General features: G+C 68.7%; 11 protein-coding genes. All 11 read right to left on the bottom strand.

Translation table 11 applies throughout. The annotated features are described in order from the left end of the window. Positions 1-48 precede the first annotated feature (48 nt). The 11 genes from WMF45_RS18230 to WMF45_RS18180 all read right to left on the bottom strand — a co-directional run bounded on the left by WMF45_RS18230 (position 49) and on the right by WMF45_RS18180 (position 22,752). Complete coding sequence (locus WMF45_RS18230; RefSeq protein ID WP_437329926.1) at positions 49-1,314, bottom strand: beta-ketoacyl synthase N-terminal-like domain-containing protein; 1,266 nt, start codon at positions 1,312-1,314, stop codon at positions 49-51. Between the two features lie 31 nt (positions 1,315-1,345). After that, the gene (locus WMF45_RS18225) at positions 1,346-1,591 is read right to left on the bottom strand and encodes an acyl carrier protein (protein ID WP_437718144.1); all 246 of its coding nucleotides are present in this window, start codon (positions 1,589-1,591) and stop codon (positions 1,346-1,348) included. A gap of 70 nt (positions 1,592-1,661) precedes the next feature. After that, on the bottom strand, positions 1,662-3,134 hold the full coding sequence (locus WMF45_RS18220) for a DHA2 family efflux MFS transporter permease subunit (protein WP_437718143.1): 1,473 nt from the start codon (positions 3,132-3,134) through the stop codon (positions 1,662-1,664). Between the two features lie 54 nt (positions 3,135-3,188). Then, the gene (locus WMF45_RS18215; protein ID WP_437718142.1) at positions 3,189-4,538 is read right to left on the bottom strand and encodes a PfaD family polyunsaturated fatty acid/polyketide biosynthesis protein; all 1,350 of its coding nucleotides are present in this window, start codon (positions 4,536-4,538) and stop codon (positions 3,189-3,191) included. Next, complete coding sequence (locus tag WMF45_RS18210) at positions 4,538-5,557, bottom strand: acyltransferase domain-containing protein (RefSeq protein WP_437718141.1); 1,020 nt, start codon at positions 5,555-5,557, stop codon at positions 4,538-4,540. The genes WMF45_RS18215 and WMF45_RS18210 overlap by 1 nt, the downstream gene beginning before the upstream one ends. A 114-nt stretch (positions 5,558-5,671) precedes the next feature. Further along, complete coding sequence (gene fabD / locus WMF45_RS18205; protein ID WP_437718140.1) at positions 5,672-6,511, bottom strand: ACP S-malonyltransferase; 840 nt, start codon at positions 6,509-6,511, stop codon at positions 5,672-5,674. A 25-nt stretch (positions 6,512-6,536) separates the two neighbouring features. Further along, entirely contained in the window at positions 6,537-7,325 is a 789-nt protein-coding gene (locus WMF45_RS18200) for an enoyl-CoA hydratase-related protein (protein WP_437718139.1), read from the bottom strand. 12 nt (positions 7,326-7,337) lie between these two features. Beyond that, positions 7,338-8,084, bottom strand: coding sequence for a polyketide synthase (locus WMF45_RS18195; protein ID WP_437718138.1), 747 nt, complete (start codon positions 8,082-8,084; stop codon positions 7,338-7,340). Between the two features lie 20 nt (positions 8,085-8,104). Next, complete coding sequence (locus tag WMF45_RS18190; protein WP_437718137.1) at positions 8,105-15,520, bottom strand: SDR family NAD(P)-dependent oxidoreductase; 7,416 nt, start codon at positions 15,518-15,520, stop codon at positions 8,105-8,107. Next, a complete protein-coding gene (locus WMF45_RS18185; protein ID WP_437718136.1) occupies positions 15,517-21,036 on the bottom strand; it encodes a type I polyketide synthase in 5,520 nt (1,839 codons plus the stop codon). Before WMF45_RS18185 ends, WMF45_RS18190 begins: the two co-directional genes overlap by 4 nt. 3 nt (positions 21,037-21,039) lie before the next feature. Beyond that, positions 21,040-22,752, bottom strand: a complete 1,713-nt coding sequence (locus WMF45_RS18180) for a 2-oxo acid dehydrogenase subunit E2 (RefSeq protein ID WP_437718135.1) — start codon at positions 22,750-22,752, stop codon at positions 21,040-21,042.

Below are 22,752 nucleotides of genomic sequence, written 5' to 3'. Positions count from 1 at the left end.
GTGGACAACGCGGTCAGGCGCCGGCGGCGCTCGAGCCGAGGCGCGCGATCATGCGCGCGAATCCGATGCTCGTCCGAGCACGATGCTCGTATTGATGCCGCCAAAGCCGAACGAATTGCTCAGGGCGACGCCGATGTCCGCCGCCTCGCTGGCCCGACCGACCAGCCTGCAAGGAGTCTCGAGCGGGTCGTCCAGGTTGAAGTTGCCGTGCACGAAACCCGCTCGCATCTGCACGAGCGTGGCCACGGCTTCAACGACCCCCGCGGCCCAGAGGCAGTGACCCGTCACGACCTTCGTCGAGTTCACCGGGACCTCCGCGCAGCGCTCGCCGAGCACCTCCGCGATCGCCCGTAGCTCGACCTCGTCGCCCAGCGGCGTTCCGGTGCCGTGCGCGTTCACGTAGCTCACGTGGCTCGCGCCCGCACCTGCGTCGGCGAGCGCGCGGCGCATGGCGCCGACTTCGCCTTCAACGGACGGGCTCGAGCCGCTCTTGGCGTCGAGGACGATGCCGCCCCCGAGCACGCATCCGAGCGGCTCCGCGCCCCTGGCACGAGCGGACGCAGCGCTTTCCAGCAACAGCGCGGCGCTCGCCTGGCCAGGGATGAAGCCCCCGTGGCGGCGATCGAACGGCCTGCAAGCTCGGTGCGGGGCGTCGAGGAAGAACTCGCCGCCGAGCGCGCCGATGCTGACGAGCGTCTGCATTTGAAAGAGCGACAGCTCGGCGAGCGCGCCGACGACGAGGCAGGCATCGGCCTGGCCGCCGCAGACGAGGCGCGCGCCGTGAATGATCGCGACGTTTCCGGACGCCGACGCCCCGGCCACGCACATCCCCTCGCCGCGGATGTCGAACGCCTCGCTGACGCACCCAAGGACGTCGGTGTCAAGAATCCGGAGCGCTGCGCTCGGGCTCACGTAGGCGGGTTCTTGTCGGAAGGCCGGCAGCGCCTCCTGCTCGAATGCGTGCGTGAGGTTCTGCCCTCCGACGACGATGCCGATCCGTTCGCCGGAGAGCGCCGCGCCGGCCGGCCACAACGCCTCCGACGCCGCGAGGAGCGCGGCTTGTACGGCAAGAGGAGCTCGAGCGCCGAGCTTGCGGAGGCGCGGGTGAAGTTCGCCGGTCCGGCCTTGACCGCCGAACGCGACCTGAAGAACGGCCTCCGGCACCGGCGCCTCGATGTAGCCCGCGCGCGTCGAGATCGCGGGCGACGTGACCGTGAACGGCCGTGCCCCCTCGCGGAGCGCGCGCTCGAACGACGCGACCCCTGACCCAAAGGGGCCCACGATGCCCATGCCCGTGACAAGCACGCCTTTCATGCGAGCTCCGCTTCTCCTGGGGGCGTCGCCGTCAAGCGCTGAGCTTGCGATACAGGACGTCGACGAGCCCGCCGATGTTCTTCGCCTCGGCGAGCTCGCTGCCCGGCACCTTGATCCGCAGCGCCGCCATGGCCCCCACGACGATCTCCGCGCGATCGACGGAGTTGGCCCCGAGCTCCGAGAGGCTCCTCTCCGGGCGCAGCAAGGTCGCATCCACCTCCGGAAGGACCATCACGATGTTTTCACGCACGATCGACAACACTTCATCACGCGTCATGACTCAACCTCCTCCTGGGCGCCCCTCATGCAGCGTCGCTGCATGAGCTTCATTTCCAACCGATGAGAGTTCAGCCGGCTGCCGGTCGGCCCCCCCCCGCGGCGAGCGGACCGACCGGGCTCGTGCCGGAGCGAAAGCCTTGAGCCACGATGAGGCCGGTGAGCACCGTGGTCACCAGCAACATCAGGAACACGTCGCGAAACCCGTCGACCTGCGCCTGCAGCGGCGCTCGCAGCGGGCCCTCGCCCGAGGCCATGTCGACGTGCGACATGACACGCCACGACCAGAGCCCGGTGACCGTCGCGACGCCCACGGTCTGGCCCAAGAGCCGCGCCACCGACAAGAGCCCCGCCCCGATGCCCGTGCGCGCCGTCTGGATCGACGACATGATGGTCGCGCTGTTCGGTGTTTGGAAGAGCCCCACGCCGACCGCCAGGACAAGGAACTTCAGCGCATACTCGACCTTGCCTGTCTCTTGGGAGAGCGTGCTGATCGCGTAGAAGCCCACCGCCGTGAGCAGCAGTCCGCCGAGGATGAGGCGGCGCGCGCCGAAGCGATCGCTCAGACCTCCCGCGAGCGGGGCAACCACGGTGAGCGCGATCGGGGTCACGGCGAGGAGCAGCCCCGTGGTTCGAACGCTGAGGGCGAGCACGTTCTGCAGATAGAAGGGCATCAAAACCAGGGTCCCGCCGAGAGCGATCGAATTCAGCACCGCCCCCGCCAGGTTCGTGCTGAAGAGCGCGTTCCTGAAGATCCGCAGCTCGAGGAGGGGCGTCTTGACCTTGAGCTCGACGACGACAAAAGCGATGAACGAGCCCACGCTGACCGCCCAGAGCGCCGCCGCGCCCTCGGGACCCATCCCCGAACGCTCGCCCCCGGTGATCGCGATCACGAGGCTTGAGATCCCGAGAAAGAGCGCGGTGGCGCCCAGGAGATCGAACGACTCCTGCGCGGCCGGGCGCGTCGCCGGAATATCGCGCAGAGCGCGCACCGCCGCGAACAGACCGATGGGGACGTTGATCAGGAAGATCCAATTCCAGCCCAGCGAGGAGACCAGAACTCCTCCGAGCCCCGGCCCCAGAATGAGCCCCAGGGAGACGGTCGCGCCCATCATGCCGAACGCCTTCCCGCGCTCGGCCGGCGCGACGAGCTCGGTCACCAAGGCGGGCCCGAGCGCCAGCAGGATGGCGCTTCCGACGCCCTGGACCGCGCGTCCCAGGAGCAGCCACCCGGCGTTCCAGGGGACCGCGCAGACCGCGGAGCCCGCGGTGAAAATAACGATACCAGCGATGTACAACCGCTTCTTGCCGAAGATGTCGCCGAGACGGCCCATCGCGAGCACGAGCCCGCTCGTGACGACCAGGTACGAGAGTACGATCCACTGCAGGACCACAAACGAGCCGTGCAAGGCTTCGCCGATCGAAGGGAGCGCAACGTTGACGATGCTGCTGTCGAGCATCGACATGAAGATGCATACCAGCACCACCACCATTGCCCGGCTCAGCCCGCCCTTGACAACTTGATCGGTTTTTGCGTTTTCCATGATCTCACCCAGCCAGATAAGCGGCGTCCGCGACCGAGTCAAGAAATACCGGTTTCAGAGCCGCGCCTCCTCCCGTTCATCGCGCTGCGCGCGCCGCATATGGTCTTCTGCACCGCGCATCAACAGCACAGCGATGGAATCGACGTGTCGCGATCGCCAGCTCTCGTAAGGGGTGCCCTTGACCCATTCATTGAAAGCGGCCATCGCCGGCCCGCACTGCACCTGATAATCCGTCTTTTGCTGCGCGCTGCCCCGCAGCGCCAGGCGCGTCGAGTGCACGAAATACCAGCGGAATATGGCCGCCATTTTGGCCTTCGGGCTTCGCTCCATCTCCCGAAGACGCGCCGGGTTCGACCTTTCGAAGTAGCTCCGCGTTTCGTCCCATACCTCCGCGAAGCTCCGGCATAGATAACGCTCCTCGATCCGCCGACGGACCTGCGGGTCGATCTCGTCCAAAGACGAGTGGCGGCGATACAGCTCGTAGAGCTCATTGGCACGAGGCGCGAAGAGAAGGCCTCGACCGACCACCTGCACGCGAGCTCCCAGCTCGAACATATCGCCGGCGGGCGCGTAGGCGGTGTCGCCCAGGGCTACCCGTTGGAGCAGATCTTTGACCGCGTCGCTCGTCCCCGCCTCGACCGTGCACTGATTGATCGAGCCGGTGAGCACGAAGTCTGCCCCCATCAGGAAGGCGGCCGCGGCGGACTCGGGCGCCCCGATTCCCCCCGCCGCCCCGACGCGCACGCTCTTCGCGTAGCCTTGCGCCCTGCACACGCGATCGCGCAGTCGAAGAATGCATGGCAGGAGCACGATCAGGACACCTCGATCGGTGTGCCCGCCAGAGTCGGCCTCCACGCAGATGTCGCTCGCGACGGGCGCGCGCAGCGCGACCTCTGCCTCTTCTGCGCTGAGCCGCCCCGCGGCGCGCAGCCGCTCGACGACCGCCGGGGGAGCGGGGCGTAGGAACGACTCGGCGATCTCGGCGCGCGAGACCTTCGCGATGAGACGGCGGCGCACAGCCGGCTCGCCGTCAGCTCCCCAGCGCGCCCCTTTGAATCGATACCACACCACACCGTCGCTGATCTGCGTGAACGCGGCCGCCTCGACGTTGACCACGTTGGCCTTCAAGAGCAGCTCTACGGTGGCCATTTCCAGCCTGGGGTCATCCAGGTTCGCGAGGAGATTTGCGCCGAACGCCTGCGTCGGACCGAGCTCTCCCTGGATCCTGTCGAGCTCCCGCTCAATCTGCGCGAGCGTCATTCCCCCCGTCCCCAGGAAGCTCAAGAGGTTCGCTCGCCCCATGCGAATGACGAGATCACTCGAAGCGATGCCCTTGTACATCGCCCCTGCCACATAGGCGAGGTCGACCCCGTAATCCTTACGAAATTCAGCGCTCCCAAGCATCAGGCGCGGGCTCCAATCTCGTCCGGCCGCGCGCGCGACGTCCCGCCGTGCACCGCCGCGTCGATACGCGCGATCGCTTCGCTGAGCATCTCCCGAGCGCCGCCGAACGGCGTCATGATCGGCACCACGGTCGCCTCCGTGTGGCCCGGCAGGATGTTCTTGACGAAGGTGGCCAAGGTCCCCGACGGGCTCAGATCGACGTACACGTGACGTTCCTGGTGCTCGAGCTTCTCTATCGTATCGGCAAAGCGCACCGGCGTCCGGATCACCTGCCAGATATGCCGGTGATCGAAGCGCGACACCGGGCCGGTGGTGGCGCAGGAAATCAAGGCGACCCGGGGCGGCGCTGGCGGGGAGGAGAGCTGCAGCGCTGGGCTGACACGCGCCAGCGGATCGAGCCACCGCGAGTGAAACCCGTACCGCACCGGCAAGCGGACCTGGAGGACGTTCCGCCCCCGCAGCTCTGCCTCGACCTGAGCAAGGGCAGCGAGCGACCCCGCGACGACGAAGTGTCGCTCGAAATTGACCGAAACGAGCTCGCATCCCGCGAAGAGCCGGGGCTCGTCTCGAAACAGGCGCACGTCGCCGATGACGGCCGTCATTCCGGCTTCCGAGCAGCGCTCGACCACGAGCTCGGCTTGCCGGAGAACCGCCATGAACACGTCCTCGAACGGCGCCACGCCCGAGACCGCGGCCGCCGCGAACTCGCCCAGGCTGTAACCGATGAGCACGTCGGGCTCGATACCCCGCCCGAGGAGCGCCTGGGCGAGCGCGAACTCCACGAGGACTATGGCTGGGTGCGTCTCCGAAATATGGTCGAACGGGTCGGCCCTGCTCCTCGACCGATCGAACATGACCTCGATGAGCGAACGGCCCTTCACGCGCCGGAACAGCTCATCGCCGCGGAGGAGCCACGTCCGAAACGTCGAGTCTGCGTCGAAGAGCTCGCGCCCCATGTGATAGTGCTGCGAGCCTTGTCCGCCGAACATGAAAACGACGGGTCTGCCTCGGGCGTCCATCGGATCACCTCTCCGTGTGATTCTTTGCAAAGCTCACCGACAACGGATCTCGATCCGACCGACGGCGGCAGAGACGGGCCTGGAGCCCGCGCGACGTGAGCAAGGCGCGATCGTTCACTTCAAGATTCGCTTCAAGAGCGGCGTCAACACCGGCCGAGCAGCCACTTCGACCCACTCCGTCACCCCGCGCAACGCCATGTACCGGACGCTCTCGCTCCACCGAACGACCCCCGTGATCTGCTGCGTCAGCCCCGCGGCGATTCGGCCGTTCGCGTACGGGAGAGCGCGAAGGTTCGATACCACGGGGATCTTCAGCCTCGCGAAGTGAAACGTCTCGACGAGCCTCCCGAACTCCGTCTTCGCCTCCTGCATGTAACGGGAGTGGAATGCGCCCCCGACCCGCAGGATGTGGTACACGGCACCGGCCTCCTCGAACACCTTCTTCGCCGCCTCGATCTCCGCCTTCGGCCCAGCGATCGCGAACTGCGAGGGCGAGTTGAAATTGGCCACATCGATGTTCACGATGTCGTTCTTGATGAACAGCTCGCGGATGTCACTCTCTCCGAACCCGACCACCGCGGCCATTCCACCGCCTTTTGACGCGCCCATGAGCGCGCCGCGCTTCTTGACCAGGCGCAGCCCGTCCTCGAAGCTGAATGCGCCAGCCGCGAGGAGCGCGTTGTATTCGCCCAGCGAGTGCCCCGCGCAATAGTCAGCGGGACCCGATCCGTCGCGAACCTTCTTCATGTAGGAGAGGGCGTTCACGACATAGATCGCGGGCTGCGTGTACTCGGTGTTGTCAAGCCTGCCTTCCCCGTCGCTCAGGCAGAGCTCTTCGATCGAGTAGCCAAGGACGTCGTTGGCGCGGGCGACGTACTCCGGGAACTCCGCGAAGAGCTCGCGGCCCATCCCACGCGACTGCGATCCTTGACCCGCAAAAATATAGGCCTTCATCAGGAGTACCTCGGTTCGGGGCGGTTCATCGGCCGGAGCGGCGTTCCCATGGAAACGTGCGAGCCTCGACGAAGTTGCGGATGTTCTCCTTCACGGTCGCCGAAGCACCCAGCCGCGCCGTCTCTTCAACAGCGGCCTGCTCCATCGCCGTGTCGATGATCCACATCTTCCGAAAAAAACCCTTGAGCTCGCTCACCGTGTCGGCAGTGATTCGATTCAGCCGTATGCGAATGACCCTCTCGAGCTCGTCCAGATCAGGGCCGAGGTAGTCGACGAGCTGCAGCCGGTGAGCCTCCTCAGCAGAGATGGACGCGGCGGTGAGCGTCATGCGAAACGCGGCCTGAAACCCGACGCGGCGAACCAGGTACGGGACGACGTTGGACGGAAGCAGCCCCCAGAGGGCCTCGGTCAAGGTGAAGGTGACCTTGGGAGTCGCGAGCACGAGATCGCTCGCGGCGACAAAGCCGACGCCGCCCGCCGTGACCGCCCCCGCGACGCGCGAGACGACGACTCGACGGGAGGTCGCCAGCCGCTTGAGCGTGAGCATGTACTCTTCGGTCCTCTCCTGCATCGTCCGAAGGTCTACCTGATCGGCGAGCTTGGCCATCTCGTCGAAGTCCATACCGGAGCAGAAGATGTCCCCGTCGGCCTGGAGCACCACCATGCGGCAATCCGGAGCGGCCTCGGCCAGGTCGAGCGCCGCGTTCAACTCCCGGAGCAGAGCACGGTTGATGGCGTTTCTGTGCTCCGGGCGATGCAGGGTGATCCGCGCGGCGCCGCCGCTGTTTTCATAGTGCAGGGTCTCGAACGTCACGGCATTCACTCCTCAGTATCCGAATTCGAGCTCTACCCGAGCGCGGACTTCGGGCAACTTGAACGTGATCTCATGCATCTCGAGCTCGCGGCTCACGGCGCGAGGGAGCTCGTCGCGAAGCGCTTGCGTCATCGTCGCCTTCAGAAGCTTGAGCGACGTGACGGGCTTTGAAGCGAGATCCGCGGCGATGGTCAGGGCCTGCTGCAGCACGCGGTCGCGCTTGACGACCTGGAAGGGCACACCGCGGCGTCGCAGCTCCTCCCCGTGGAAGCCGTTGGCCGTCAGGAGCATCTCGTGCGCGAGCGCGGGCCCGAGCCGGTGCGGAAGGAGGCACGTCGCTCCGACGCCGGGCGTGAACCCGTAGCGCATGAAGTTGGCGCTGTAGATCGACTCCTCGGCCAAAATCACGATGTCCGCGTACAAGCCGAAGACCAGCCCGCCACCGAGGGCGTGGCCCGCCATCGCGGCGACCGTCGGGATCGGGCAATCGAGCAGCGCCCGATAGAAATGACCGACGGCGAAGGTGTAGTTGCCCTCGATGAGCTCGAGCAGCTCGCTCCGGCTGCCGCCGCAGCAGAAATGCCGTTCCAGTCCCGACACGACGACGCAGCGCACCTCCGGATGCCGGGCGACCTCGGCCAGCTTGTTCGTCAACTCTTCGATGAGGGTGCGCGAGAACATGTTCTTGCTTGCACGATCGCACAGCATCAAATGCGCGATGTGATCGGAGCGAAATTCGAGCAAAACGATGGGCTCCACCTGCTTCTCCCTCCGCGTCCCTAGGGGTTACCGTGCTGGGCGACGAGGACGTGCGCGTTGGTGCCGCCGAATCCGAACGAGCTGACGCCCGCGATCCGCCGCGCCCCTGAGGCCGGCCACGGCTCACACGCCGTGGGAACAGCGAACCGCCCGTCGGCCGAATCGAGGTGCGGGTTGAGCGTCCGCACGTGGAGATGCGGCGGGATCGTGCCGTGGTGGACCGCCAGCGCCGCCTTCATCAACCCCGCGATCCCGGCCGCGCCCTCGAGGTGCCCGATGTTCGTCTTCACCGATCCGATCCAGCACCGGGAATCCGGGGTTCGGCGTCGATCGAGGACCTTCCGCAGCGCGTTGAACTCGATGGGATCTCCGAGCGGCGTGCCGCTGCCGTGCGCCTCCACGAATCCGACGTCCGAAGGTGTCACGCCGGCGTCCTCGAGCGCCTGCTCCACCACCGCCTGCTGCGCCGGGCCGTTCGGCGCGGTCAAACCGTTGCTGCGCCCGTCCTGGTTCACGGCCGAGCCGACCAACGTGGCGACGATGCGGTCATGGTCGCGGAGCGCGTCCGACAGACGTTTGAGCACCACCACCGCGCAGCCCTCGCCGCGCGCGAACCCGTCCGCCGCAGCATCAAAGGCCTTGCAGCGCCCGTCCGGCGCCAGCATTCCGGCCTGCGAGAGGGCGATGCTGACCTCCGGCGCGAGGATGAGGTTGGCGCCCCCCACGAGCGCGAGATCCGACTCCCCCATGCGCAAGCTTTGACACGCGAGGTGGGCCGCCACGAGCGACGAAGAGCACGCCGTATCGACCGTCAGGCTCGGGCCGCGCAGGTCGAAGAAGTACGAGAGTCGGTTGGCGGCAATGGCGAGAGATCCACCGGTTCCCGCGTACGGGCTGACGGAGAGCGCCTGCGTGAACAGGAGGCGTGCGTAATCGAAATTGCAGAGGCCCGCGAAGACCCCCGTTTTGCTGCCGGCCAGGCGCCGCGGCGACAGGCGCGCGGACTCCATGGCCTCCCATGCGACGGTCAAGAGAAAGCGTTGCTGAGGGTCCATCGCCTCGGCTTCGATCCCCGCGATCCCGAAGAAGTCCGCGTCGAACCCGGTGACCTTGGAAAGAAAACCTCCGCGCCGGGAAATCATCTTTCCGGGCGTTCCCGGTCGAGCGTCGTAGTAACGGGCAACATCCCAACGCGAGCTCGGGATCTCCGACGTGCAGTCGCGGCCGGCGATCAGCGTTTCCCAGAACGCTCGCGGATTGTCGCTGCCGGGGAACCGGCACGCCATGCCGACGATGGCGATGGGCTCGTCCGATCCCACTGGGATGCCGCGGCGCGCGGGGATCTTGGCGAGGGCAGCCGGCGCGTCGACGGGCGCCGGGTGCTCGGTCGGCTTCACGAGGTGCTCCGTCAGCAGGTAGTCAGTCATCTGCTTGACCGTCGGAAAGTCGAACGCGAGGGTCACCGGCAAGGTCTGGCCGATGTGAGCCGTGAGCATGTTGCGCAGCTCGACCGCCATGAGCGAATCCAGACCGAGCTCTTTCAGCGGGGTCGCGAGCGGCACCGCGCTCGACGTGGGCAACGACAGAACCTTGGCCACCTCCAGGCGCAGCGTGGACTCGATCTCCGACCTTTGTTCGGCGGGTGAGAGCGAAGCCAATCGCGCGATCGGCGACGATGCCGAAGAGGAAGGTGCCGCGCGGCGCGGCGGCGCCCCGGTCTGGACGATCAGCGAGCGCCACAACGGCGGCACCTCGTCGGCCGCCGCGGCTTGCGCCGACGCGGGCAGATCCAGCTTGAAGAGGCCGAGCTGGGGGTCGCTTCGAAGCCACGCGTCCTCCAGCAAGGCGAGGCCCTCCGCTGGGGTATGTGACCCGACACCGAGACGCGCCAAACGCACGCGATCCGGCTGGCCGAGCGACGCCGCCATCCCCGCCCCGAGCCAGGCCCCCCAGTTCAAGCTGAGGCCGCACAATCCTTGGGTTCGGCGGTGGTGCGCGAGGCCGTCCAGAAAGCTGTTGGCCGCGGCGTAGTTGCTCTGCCCGGCGGAGCCGAGCATCGCCGCCGCGGACGAGAACAGCACGAAAAAATCGAGCGAGAGGCCCCGCGTCGCTTCATGCAGATTCCACGCGCCCTGCGCCTTCGGCGTGAAGACCTGCGCGAAGCGTCGTCCGTTTTGCTGCATCAAGATCCCGTCTTCAAGGACACCCGCTGCGTGGATTACGCCCCGCAGCGACTCCCGTCCGAGCGACGACATCAGCGCTTCGACCTGCGCGCGGTCCGCGACGTCCGCCTGCGCCACCGTCACGCGCGCGCCCAGCGCACGCAGCTCTTCGACCTTGGCGAGCTGCGCGGGTGAGGGAGTTTTGCGCCCCACCAGGACGAGATGCGCGATCCCATGTTTTTCAATCAACCAGCGCGCCACGAGCAGCCCGAGCCCGCCCAGTCCGCCGGTGATCAGCGCCGTCGCGTCGGGCCGCTTCGTCTCCAGGCCGGGCGCCCGAAGCACGATCTTTCCCACGTGGCGGGCCTGCGCCATGAAACGAAAGGCCGCCTGCGCCTGCCTCATTTCGAAGCTCGTCACGGGGAGCGGACGCAGCCGACCGCCGGCGAACCCGGCCAGGATCTGGGTCAACATCTCCTGGATCCGCGCCGGCCCGGCCTCGAGCAGATCGAACGCGCGGTACAGCACACCCGGATGCTTCGACGCAACGTCCGACACGCTCCGCACGTCGGTCTTGCCCATTTCCAGGAAGCGCCCGCCCGGTGAGAGCAACGAGAGGCTTTTGTCCACATGATCACCGGCGAGCGCGTTCAACACCACGTCGATGCCGCCGGGCCGCTTCGTCCGGCTCCACGCTTCGGCGTAATCGAGCGACCGGGAGTCCGCGATCGCCTCGACGCCCATCGCCCGCAGCACCTCGTGCTTCGACGCGCTCGCGGTCGCCAGGACCTCCGCCCCCATCCACCGCGCGAGCTGCACGGCCGCCATCCCCACGCCTCCCGCAGCCGCGTGCACGAGGATGCGCTCGCCCGCTCTCAGGTCCGCGAGCTCGCGGAGCGCGTACCACGCGGTCAAGAACACGGTGGGTACCGACGCCGCCTGCTCCCACGTCCACTCGGGCGGGCGCCGGATCACCTGGCGCGCGTCCACCGTGACGTAGCGGCCGAAAGAACCCGGGACCAAGCCCATCACCGCGTCCCCCACGGCGACGTGCTGCACGCCCTCGCCCACCGCCGCCACCACGCCCGCGCAGTCGCCGCCCAGGAGGCCCGCGTCGCCCGGGTACATTCCAAGCGCATTGAGCACGTCCCGGAAGTTGAGCCCGGCGGCTCGGACTTCGATCTCCACTTCAGCCGGGCCCGGCGCTCGCCTCGAGGTCGGTACCCATTGCAGACTCTCGAGCAAACCTCGCTTCGAGCTCTCCAGCCGGTAGTTGGGCGTCTCCGGCGAAAATGTGTCGGGCTCGCGCGGCGCCTTCACCAGCCGAGCGACCCAGCGCTTGCCGCTGCGCAGCGCCACCTGGTTCTCCGCGTCGCCGCTCACGACCTCGCGCCACAGCCCTCCGGCGAGCTCGTCCACATCGATCAGGCGGCACGACAGCTCGGGATGCTCCTGAAAGACCGCGCGCCCCAATCCCCACAGCGCCGACGACGCCATGTCCACGGCGTCCCCCGGCGCCACCGGTTGTGCGCCTTGCGTGACGCACAAGAGCCGCTTCACGCGCCCGCTTCGCACCAGCGCTTGCGTCAGCTCCAAAGCGCCCACGGCGCGACTCTCGGCGCGATCCGCCGGAGAGCCTTCCCCGCTCGCGCGCTCCCAAATCCGTACGACCCCTTCGAACGCGCCTCCCGCCTCGAGCTCGCGCTTCGCCTCCGGCCAGGTCGCGAATCGACCTTCCCCTCCCCTCGCGCACAGCTCACGCACGAGCGCCTCCGCAAGCTCTTCGTGGTCCGCCAGGATCAACCACCGGCCCCGCACCGGCGGGACCTCCGCCTGCGGCGCAGACTCCACCCATTCAAGCCTGTAAATCGCCTGCTCCGTTGTGCTCGTGGACGCCCGTTGCAGTGCGTGTGACGGCGCTTGCTTGCACTGGAGCCCGGCGACCTCGGCCACCACTCTCCCCTCGTCGTCGAGGATCTGCACGTCTCCCGTCACGACCTCGCGGCGCGGGTCGCTCGTCAAGCGCGCGTGCACCCAGCCGCGCTCCGCCGCGTCGGTCCGCTGCGCGTACCCCGCCGCTCCGAACGGCAGATACAGCCGATCCTCGGCGGCTCCCCGCATCACGATCGACGCCAGCACCTGCAGCGCTGTGTCGAGGAGAACCGGATGGATTCCGTACTCCGGCGCCTGCTTCGCGCACCGCGCCGGTAGCCGCACGCGCGCGAGCATCTCGCCGGGCGCGGCCCACAGCGCTTCCATCCCACGAAATGACTCGCCGAGCCCCAGCCCCTGCTGCTCGAACGCCGCGTATGCCGCGTCCACGTCCTGCGGTTCGGCGCACCGCGCCCGCAACCCGGCAACGTCCACCGGGGCCGCGCCTGCGCCACCGAGCTCCGAGAGCACGCCCGAGACGTGCAGCGTCCACGCGCCGTCGCCGCTCGCCTTCCTGCTGTAGATCTTCACGCTTCGCCGGCCCTCGACCGGCTCCGCGACGACCACCTGCGCGTCTCGCCCCGCCGGATCATCCAGCACCAGCGGCGCAAGGACGAGCAGGTCATTGACCCGCACCTTGGCTCCCGTGACCTTCGCCCCGGCGGCCGACATCATCTCCAGGAGACCGGCCGCGGGGACGACCACCTTGCCGAGCACGCGATGGTCGGCGAGGTAGTGACCGTCACGCGGGCTGAGCCGGTTTTCGAACAACGCGCCTTCTCCGCCCAGAGCCACCTGCTCGCCGAGCAGCTCGTGCCCCGTTTCCTGGCCGCGACGGCTTTGCGGCCTCGACTTGCTTTCGAACCAGTAGCGCGTCCTCTGAAATGTATAGGTCGGCAACCGCACGCGCCGGCGGGCATACGGCGCGTCGAATCGTTTCCAATCGACGCCCGCGCCACGCACAAACAGCTCGCCCAGGCTGCTCAGCATCGTCTCCCACTCGCCTCGCCCCTGGCACAGCGACGGCAGCCACGCGCACTCCGCCGCGTCTTCGATCCGCGCCGCCTCCGCGCCGAACCGCGCTGGATGCGGCCCGACCTCCAGAAACACGTCGATTCCCTTGGCGCGCAGCACCTCCACGCCTCGCTCGGCGGCGATGGCCTCTCCCACGGCGCGGCGCCAGGACTCTGCCCGCGCCGGCTCCAGCCTCGCCATGAGCCCGGCCTCGTGAGGTATCAAGAGGATCGATGGCGCCTTGAACGTCGTCGGCGCCGCCTTGTCGGAAGGCCCCGAGGTCGGCTCCGCCTGCGGCGACCGGCTCCGCTCGATGATGAGCTGCAATCCCTCTTCCATCGTGAGCACGTCCGCCGCGCACGCCGCCGCGTACTCGCCAGCGCCGTGGCCCATGACCGCGTCAGGCATGGCGCCCCACGACCGCCACAGCTCGCAGAGCGCGAACTGAAGCGCGAAGAGCGCCGGCAGCGTATCCTCGGCTTCGTCGAGCGCGGCGCCGCTCGCGCCTCCGCCGAGCATCACCCCGAGCAGGCTCCGGCCCGCGATCCGCTTCATCTCCGCGTCGCAGCGATCGAGCGCCTGCCGGAACACGGGCTCTGTTTCGTAGAGCGAACGGCCCATTCCCGGGTAATGCGCACCTCCATCGGCGAAGAAAAAACCGATCTTGGCCGGCTTGGACCGGTCGGCCCGACCGCGCGCGCACTCGGCCGCCGTCTCTCCTCGCGCGAACGCCTCGAGCCTCTCCTGGGCTTGCTGCTTCGTCCGGGCGACCACCGCCAGTCGCTCCGGGAGCCGGCTCCGCCCAGCGCCGGCGGTGTGCGCGATGTCTTCCAGCCGGTCCTCGGTCTGGGCGAGCCTTTGCGCGTACTTTCCGGCCAGCGCGCGGAGCGCCTCGGCGGTGTTCGCGCTCACCGGGATCACGTGGACCGGCCGCTCGACATCCGGCTTCGCCGACGCCGGCCGCGAAGGTGCCTCCTCAAGCACGACGTGAGCGTTGGTCCCGCTCATGCCGAACGAGCTCACGCCCGCCCGACGCGGCTTCGCGCCGCGCGGCCAGGCGAGCTCGCTCGTCGGAATCACGAAGGGGGTCCCCTCAAGCGACATCCGCGGATTGAGCGCGCGCAGGTGCAAATGGGCGGGGATACACTCGTGATGAAGCGCCAGGACGCTCTTCATCAACCCGGCGACTCCGGCGGCCGCCTCGAGGTGTCCGATGTTCGTCTTCACCGAGCCGAGCGCGCAGCTCGAGCCATCCGCGCGGGCGGCGCCGAACACGCTGCTGAGGGCCTCGACCTCGATGGGGTCGCCGAGGGACGTGCCGGTGCCGTGTGCCTCGATGTAGCCGATGTCGGACGGGGACAGCTTCGCCTGGGCGAGCGCCCGCCTGAGCAGTTGCTGCTGCGCGAGCATGTTCGGCGCAGTGAGCGCGGTCGAGCTGCCGTCTTGGTTGACGGCCGACCCTCGAATCAAACCCCAGATGCAATCTCCATCCCGCAGCGCGTCCGATAGGCGCTTGAGCACGAGCACGCCGCACCCTTCACCGCGGACGAAGCCATTCGCGCGCGCGTCGAAGGTCTTGCAGCGCCCGTCGGGAGAGAGCGCCTTCAGCGGCACCAGGATGTCCATCGAACGCGGCGAGAGAATGAGGTTCACGCCGGCCGCCAGCGCCAGATCGCACTCTTGCGTTCGCAAGCTCTGACAGGCCAGGTGCGTGGCGACGAGCGACGACGAGCAGACGGTGTCGATCGCCACCGACGGTCCTTGGAAGCCGAAGACATACGACACGCGCCCGGCTGCGAAGCTGCTGGAGTTGCCCGTCCCGTTATAAGCGTCCACGTCGGCCGGCGGCGCGGCGGTGAGGAGCTGGGCGTAGTCGGCGCTCGAAATGCCGACGAAGACTCCCGCGGGCGCACCGACGAGCCCGTCCGGGGCGTAGCCCGCATCCTCGAGCGCTTCCCAGGTCAGCTCGAGGAGCAGGCGCTGCTGCGGGTCGAGCTTCACGGCCTCGCGCGGCGCGATGTGGAAGAGCTCCGCGTCGAAGGCGTCGACCGAATCCAGGAGTCCCGCCCAGCGGACCTCCGGCGCCGCGCCCGCCGCCGCGTCGGGCCAGCGCGCGCGCGTCTCGCTGATCGCGTCGACGCGCCGGCTCAGGAGATCCCAGTACGAAGAGAGCGTGTTGACCCCTCCTGGATACCGGCAGGCCATGCCCACGATGGCGATCGGCTCCGACCGGATCCGGTCGAGCATCTCCAGCCCATGCTGCGCCTTCATGAGCGCGATCTGCGCTCGATCGAGCTGCGAGAGTCCAGTCCCTGTGCCCTGGGTCATTTGAGATATTCCTCGATCGCCGACAGCGTTTTTTCGAGGAGTGCGTTCTTCTCCTCGTGCGAGAGGCTCAAGATGGGCGCGACGCTCATCGGAGCCGCCGGGTGTACGAGCACGTCGACCGGAACGTTCGTCTCGACGCGCGGGTCCCCGCTCGTCTCCGCCGCGAGCCGACCCGAGAGGTGCTCCGCCAGAGCGGTCACGTTGGAGTATGTCCAGATCAACGTGGCCGCGAGCTTCAGACCGAGACCGGTCTCGAGCCGATTGCGCAGCTCCAATCCCATGAGGGAATCGAGCCCCATGCCCCGGAAAGGCGCCGTCGGGTCGACCCTGGACGCATCCATCCGGAGGACAGTCCCCACCTGTTCTCTAAGGAAGCGCTCGACCAGCGCGCGGCGCTCCGAAGCGGACGCCTTGCTCAGCGACTGCTGCATCGACTTGGCCGTCTTGCTCAATCCCCGGAGCTGGCCGGCCGCTTGGACCAGCTCGGAGAACAGGGACGAGGCGGCGACGTGCGGATGGCACTCGACCCACTGCCGCAAGTCGAGCGGTATGACGCCGAGCTGCACGCGGTCGCCGCCCAGCTCGTCGGCGAGGACGGCGATGCCCTCCTCGGGAGTCATACTTCGCATTCCCATGGTCGCCAGCCGCGCGCCTCGGTTGTCCTGAGCCGCCGCCAACCCGACCTCGGAGAACGCTCCCCAGTCGAGGCTCAACGCGGGGAGGCCGAGGGCGCGCCGATGATGAGCCAACGCGTCGAGGAATGCGTTGGCCGCGGCGTAATTGGCCTGTCCCGCGGCGCCGAGGAGCCCCGACGCCGAGGCATAGAGGACGAAGAAATCGAGCGGTTGATCGCGCGTGAGCTCGTGCAGGTGCCACGCGCCCGCCACCTTGGGCGCGGTCACCTTGGCCAGTCGCTCGGCCGTCTGCCGCTCCAGGAGGGAGTCGTCGAGCACGCCCGCCGCGTGCACGACGCCGCGCAGCGGCGGCAGCTCCTTCGCGATTCGCTCCAGCACGCGCTCGACGTCGGAGCGAACCGAGACGTCCGCCGCCTCGACGACCACCTGGGCCCCGGAGGCCTTCATTCGCGCGACAGCCCCGATCTGCTCGGCAGTGTGCGCTCCGCGCCGACTCGTCAGAACCAGGTGGCGCGCCCCCTCGGACACCAACCACGCGGCCAGCGACAATCCGAGGCCGCCGAGCCCACCGACGACGAGGTACGTCGCGCCCTGGGCGATTCTCGTCGGGCCAAACGACGTCCCCGCGGACCGAAGCTTCGCCGCGGGCCCCACGCGCGCGACGAAGCGGCCCTCTGGACGAAGCGCGATCTCGTCCTCGCGATCGTCGACGAGCAGATGTCTCGCGAGCTCGTTCACCTCGTCCGGGAGCGGTCGCGGCGCCAGATCGAGCCGCGTGCAGGAGAGCTCCGGGTGCTCGGCCGCGATCGTTCGACCGAGCCCCCAGAGCAGCGCGGGGCCGGGCGAGCTCGGGGTCGATGGAGCCCCAACCTGGTGCACGCCGCGCGTGACGATCCAGAGCCGCGGCGCGTCTCGCAAGGAGAGGCGCGAGAGCGCCTGTACGGCGTGGAGCAGGCCCCCGCAGTCGCGCTGCCCGACGCGCGCCAGCGAGGCGACGGTGATCTCATCGGGCGGCGGGCCGTCGAGGCTCCAGAGGTGCACGATGTCTCGACACGGCGAGGAGCCGAACAGATCCTCGAAGACCCGCGAGCCCTCCAGGGGGATCTCCGAAGCGCGTACGGACGTGGCCGATACCCCCTCCGCCCGCAGCGCGTTCGCGAGAGCATCCCCGACGCCGCCCTCGTCCGCGAGGATCACGACCCGGCCCGACCTGCCCGAGGCCGTGCGCTCGCGCTCCGGCAACGGCGCCGGATGAAAGCGGTGCTCAAGGCGGCGGATCTCCTCACCCGCGACCGCGCCGCGCTCGAGCCGCTGGACGCGCAGCCCCCGCACGTCGACCAGCACGCCTCCGGACTCGTCCAGCAGAGACACGTCGCCCGTGAAGCTGCCCTTCGCCTCGTCGATCTCTCGGAGCCAAACGTGGCTCCATACGTTGCCCTCGAGCGGCCCCCGAACCCGCACGGACTTCACGCCTACCGGGACCATCGGCCCCGCCGTCGACGACCCCGACGCGGCCATCAACACCTGAAAGCAGCCGTCGAGGAAGTCGGGAGGGACGATGTAGCGCCTCGCCCCCGAGGTCCCCTCGCCCGCGAGCTGCATCTCGCCGAGCGCCTCCTTCTCTCCGACCCAGAGGCGCGCGATCCGTTGAAACGACGGCCCGTAAACGAGGCCTCGCTCCGAGAGCGCGCCGTAGTACTCGCCGCCGCTCACGGCCGTGCGGCAGCGCGCGCGCACCTCGCGAGGCGGCTCCGGTGCGACCTTCTCCGGCTCGCCGAGCCGCAGTTTCCCCCGCGCGTGCCGCACCCACGACGAGCTCGCGTCCTCCCAGCTCGAGATCTGAAAGCCCATCCACCCCGGTTCGTCTTCCACGCAGGCGAGCTGAACGACCTTCGCTTCCTGCAGGAGAACGAGCGCGACGTCGAGCGAGAGATCCTCCACCACGTGAGCTCTTCCACCGAAGAGCTCTCTCGCCGCCGCGAGGGCCATCTCCACAAAGCCCGCGCCTGGGAAGATGATCGCGTCTTCGACCCGATGATCCTTGAGGTACGGCAACGCCTCGAGGCCGATGGCGCTCTCCCATACCGCGATCTTCTTCGGCGTCGAGAGCTCGATGCGCTCCCCGAGCAGCGGGTGCCCTCCGCGCTGCGGCCGTCGCTCCTTCGGCTTCTCCAACCAGTAGCGATCGCGCTGGAACGCATAGGTCGGCACGGCCGTCCGCCTCGCGCCCGCAGCCGCGTAGACCTTCTCCCAATCGACCTCGACGCCGTGCACATGGAGCTGTGCGGCGGCGGCTCGAAAGCGCGAGGCGGCGTCCGCGTCGCGGTGGAGCGAACCGACGACGGCCTCGTGCCCCGCAAGCCCGAGCGGGGCAGCGAGGAGAGGATGAGCGCTCACCTCCAGGAGCACGGCGGCGTCGCGCTGCCCGAGCGCTTCGAGCGCCAGGTCCATCCGCACGGGCATACGCAGGTTGTCCGCCCAGTATCCGCCACCCAGCTCGGTGCCGATCGCCTGCTTGCCGAGCACCGTCGAGTAGAACGGCGTGCTCGCCTCGCGGGGCGCGAGATCGGCGAGCCCCTCACGGATAGCTCCCAGGATCGGGTCCATCTGCGGCGAGTGCGACGCATAGTCCACCGCGATGCGGCGGCAGAAGACGCTTCGACGCTCCAGCTCGACCAGCAGCGCCTCCAACCGGGAACGATCGCCCGCGACGACGGTCGACTCGCTCGTATTCACGACGGCCACCGACAGCCCTTCGTGTGTGGCCAGGAGGGCTTCCACCTCCTTCATCGGGAGGCCAACGCTGACCATCGCCCCGCTGCCGTCCAGTCGACTCAAGAGGCGGCTCCGAACGCTGACGACGCGCGCGCCCTCCTCCAGCGACAGCGCGCCGGCCACGACGGCCGCGGCGACCTCTCCCTGGCTGTGCCCGACGACGGCGGCCGGCTCCACGCCGCAGGACTGCCACAACCGCGAGAGCGCGACGGCGACCGCAAACAAGACCGGTTGGACGATGGCCACCTTCTCCAGCGCGCTCCGCTGCGCATCGTCGTCTTGCTCCAGCAGCTCCAGCACCGAGAAGCCTGCGTGCTGACGTATCGCGGCGTCGCACGCGGCCAGGGCCTCACGAAACACCGGCTCGTTCAGCAACGTCCGGCACATGCCCGGGTACTGGCTGCCTTGGCCGGGGAAGATGAAGACGGCCCGGTCTCGGCGTGCCGTCGCGCGGATCGCGTCGGACGGCAGATCCCCTCGCGCCAAGGCGCGGAGCGCCTCCTTGGCCGACGGTGCGTCCGCCACCGAGACCGCGACGCGCTCTCGGAAGGCGGTTCGCGTCGCCGCGAGGCTATACGCGATATCCAGGAGCGAGCTGTCGTGGTCGTCCAGCCACGCCGCCAAGCGCCCCGCGTTGCCCCGCAGCGCCTCCTCCGTGTGACCCGACAACACCAGCTGGACCCGCGGCAAGCTCAGCTTCGGCGGCGCCGCGCTCGGCGTGGCCTCAGGCGCCCCTTCCAGAATGATGTGCGCGTTCGTCCCCGAGAACCCGAACGAGGACACACCGATGCGCCGCGGGTGCTCCCTCTGTTCCCACGGTATCGCGGTGGTCGCCACCTTCACCGGAGAGCGATCCCAAGCGATGTTCGGGTTCGGACGGTCGTTGAAGTGCAACGACGGCGGCACGCGGCGATGCTGCAGCGCGAGCACCGCTTTGATCATCCCCGCGATGCCCGCGGCCCCTTCGGTGTGCCCGATGTTCGTTTTCACCGACGTGAGCAGCAGGGGGCGGTCCGGCGAGCGCCCCTCTCCATAGACGCTCGCCAGCGCGTCGACCTCGATGGGATCGCCCAAGATCGTCCCCGTCCCGTGGCACTCCACGACGTCGATCGTGGCCGGCTCGATCTGCGCCTGCTTGAGCGCCCGGCGCAGCATCTGCTCCTGAGCGACGCCGCTGGGAGCGGTGAACCCGTTCGACGTCCCGTCTTGATTGACGACGCTGCTCCGGATCACGGCGAGGATCGGATCACCGTCCCGCTGCGCGTCCTCCAGGCGCTTCAGCACCACCATCCCGCAGCCTTCACCCCGCACGTAACCGTCGGCGTCGGCGGAGAACGCATGGCACCGCCCCGTCTTGGAGAGGGCTGTCAGGCGGGAGAAATAGACGTAGCCCTCCGGGGCGAGCAGGAGACTCACCCCTCCGGCCAGCGCCATGTCGCATTCCCCTGCCCGGAGCGCCTGCACGGCCAGGTGCACGGCCACCAGGGAGGACGAGCATGCCGTGTCGACCGGCATGTTGGGGCCGTGCAGGCCGAGCCAGTACGAGAGTCGGCCCGCCATCGCGCTGTGGGTGGTGCCGAGGAGCGTGTACGGGTCAATCCGGTCCCTGTCACGGAGAGCGTCAATTTGGTACTCCGGCAGGGTCAAAATGCCGACGTAGACGCCTGTCGAGGAGCCGGCGACCCGCTTGGCGGTCATCCCTCCCCGCTCGAGCGCTTCCCACGCTGTCTCGAGGAGCAACCTCTCGCGCGGATCGATCGTCAGCGCCTCGCGCGGGCTGATCCCGAAGAAACCAGGATCGAACCGGTCCACTTCGCCGACGAAGCCGCCCACGCGGCAGTACGTGGTGCCGACCGTCTCCGGATTCGGGTCATAGACCGCGTCGACGTCCCACCGGTAACGCGGGATCTCGGTGATCGCGTCCCGTCCGTCATCCAGGAGCTGCCAGAACCCCTCCGGACTGTCGACGCCGCCGGGAAACCGGCAGGCCATGGAGACGATCGCGATGGCGCCGTGCGCCCCTGCCTCCAGCTGCGCTATTCGCGCCTGGAGCTTCGTGACGGCCGCCATCGCGCGGCGCAGCCGGATTGTTTGCTCGTCGCTCACGACCTATGCCCCCGCCGAAGAATCGGCGCCCAAGATGTCATCGAGCTGCGCGTCTATTTCCACGTTCGACGCCGCCGCGCCCCCCGCCTCGTCGATCAGGTCCTCGCCCTTCGTCTGCCGCGGCCGTGCGTCCCGGGCAGCTCGCCCCTCGGTCAGCTCCACGAGGAGCGCGTGAGCCTGCTGCTCCTGCATCCCCCGGAGGCGCTGGAGGAGCTGCACCGGCGTGAGCGTCGCCTGAGCCGCCGGCTGGCGCAGCAGTCCGAGGAGGTGCTCGGCGAGAGCAACGGGCGTCGCGTGTCTGTACAAGAGCGTCGACGGCAGCTCGCACCCCAACGCGTCGCTCAGCGAGCTGCGCAAGGACACCGCGCCGTACGAGTTCAAGCCGAGATCCGACCACGTCCGGGAGCGATCAAACGTCCAGTTGGTATTGAGCTGCTTGCGGAGGCGCGCCTCGATCGCCGCGATGAGGTGGTCGCGTCGGCGCGGCTCGGGCAGCCCGCCCAGCTCGGCGGCCAGCGCCCCGGAAGGCTCCGCCGCGCCCGGACGCGGCGCTCGGGTCGCTTGAGATTGGAGATCGCCGGGCCGGAAGATCCCGGCCTCGAGCGCCTGGAGCGGCTTCGACAAGAGCTCGACCACGCGCCGAAGGAAGTGGCAGGCAGTCATGCCGTTGATCGCGCGGTGATCGTGCGTGAACGTGACGTGCGCCGCCCACCCCACGGCCAATCGGCCATCGACGACGATCGGTCTCCGCGACAGCCGGTGCAGCGCCAGGAGCCCGACCTGCGGCACGTTGAGCAGCGGCGCCGCGAGGAGCACCCCCGCGTCCCCCGGGCATGAGACGGTGAATGTGCCTCCCATGCTCTCGCTCGGCGAAAGCGCGTTGGCGTGCGCCCTCTCCCCGAGGTCGCGGATCTTCTCCGCCAGCTCACGGAGCGAGAGCCCCGCGCAGTCGCTCATGACGGGAACCGCCAGCCCTTCGTCCAGGTGCACGGCGACAGCCATGTCGACCTGGTCGTAGATCACGAGCTCCTGTTTCGCTTCGTCGAATCGAGCGTTCGCCTCGGGCACCTCGCGGAACGCCGCGATCGCCGCCTGCACGAGGAACGGCACGTAGCCGATATCGAGGAGCTGCTGCAGGCGGAACAGCGCATCCAGCTGGGCCTCCTCGACGACCATCACCGTCGGGACGAGCTGCGCGCGCGACAGGTTCTGCGCGGCCGCCCGGCCGACGCCCTGGAGCCGCCGCCGCGCCCGGACGCCGACGCCGAGGTTTCCCTGCACAGCAGCGCCGAGATTTCCCTGCGCGGCGGCCCGCACCACATCCGCGGTGATCGGGCCGGAGTGCTGTAGGGCCTCGAGCGAGACGCCGAGCTCCGCGGCCAACTTGCGGACGCTGGGCAGGACCTGGATCGCGCCGCCCGCGGGTCGCCGCGAGCTCGCCTTGGCGTTCGCCTGGAGGATGGCCTCGACGTCCTCGCCGGCTTCGCCGATGACGGCCAGCGGATCGCCCACCTGGATGGTTTCTCCTGTCAGGGCGACCACCTTGAGCACCTTGCCCGTCCTCGGTGAGGGCGCGTCGACCGTCGCCTTGGCGGTGACCACCTCGACGAGGGGATCGTCCTCCTGCACGTCGTCGCCTTCGGCGACGTGCCAGCGCACGACCTCTGCTTCGGCGATTCCTTCCCCGAGATCTGGCAATACGTAAACGAAACCCAT

The organism is Sorangium sp. So ce448, from assembly GCF_051520915.1.
Classification (GTDB): Bacteria; Myxococcota_A; Polyangia; order Polyangiales; family Polyangiaceae; genus Sorangium; species Sorangium cellulosum_B.
Note: the sequence above shows the minus strand (reverse complement) of the source record. Positions and strands in the feature narration are given on the sequence as shown.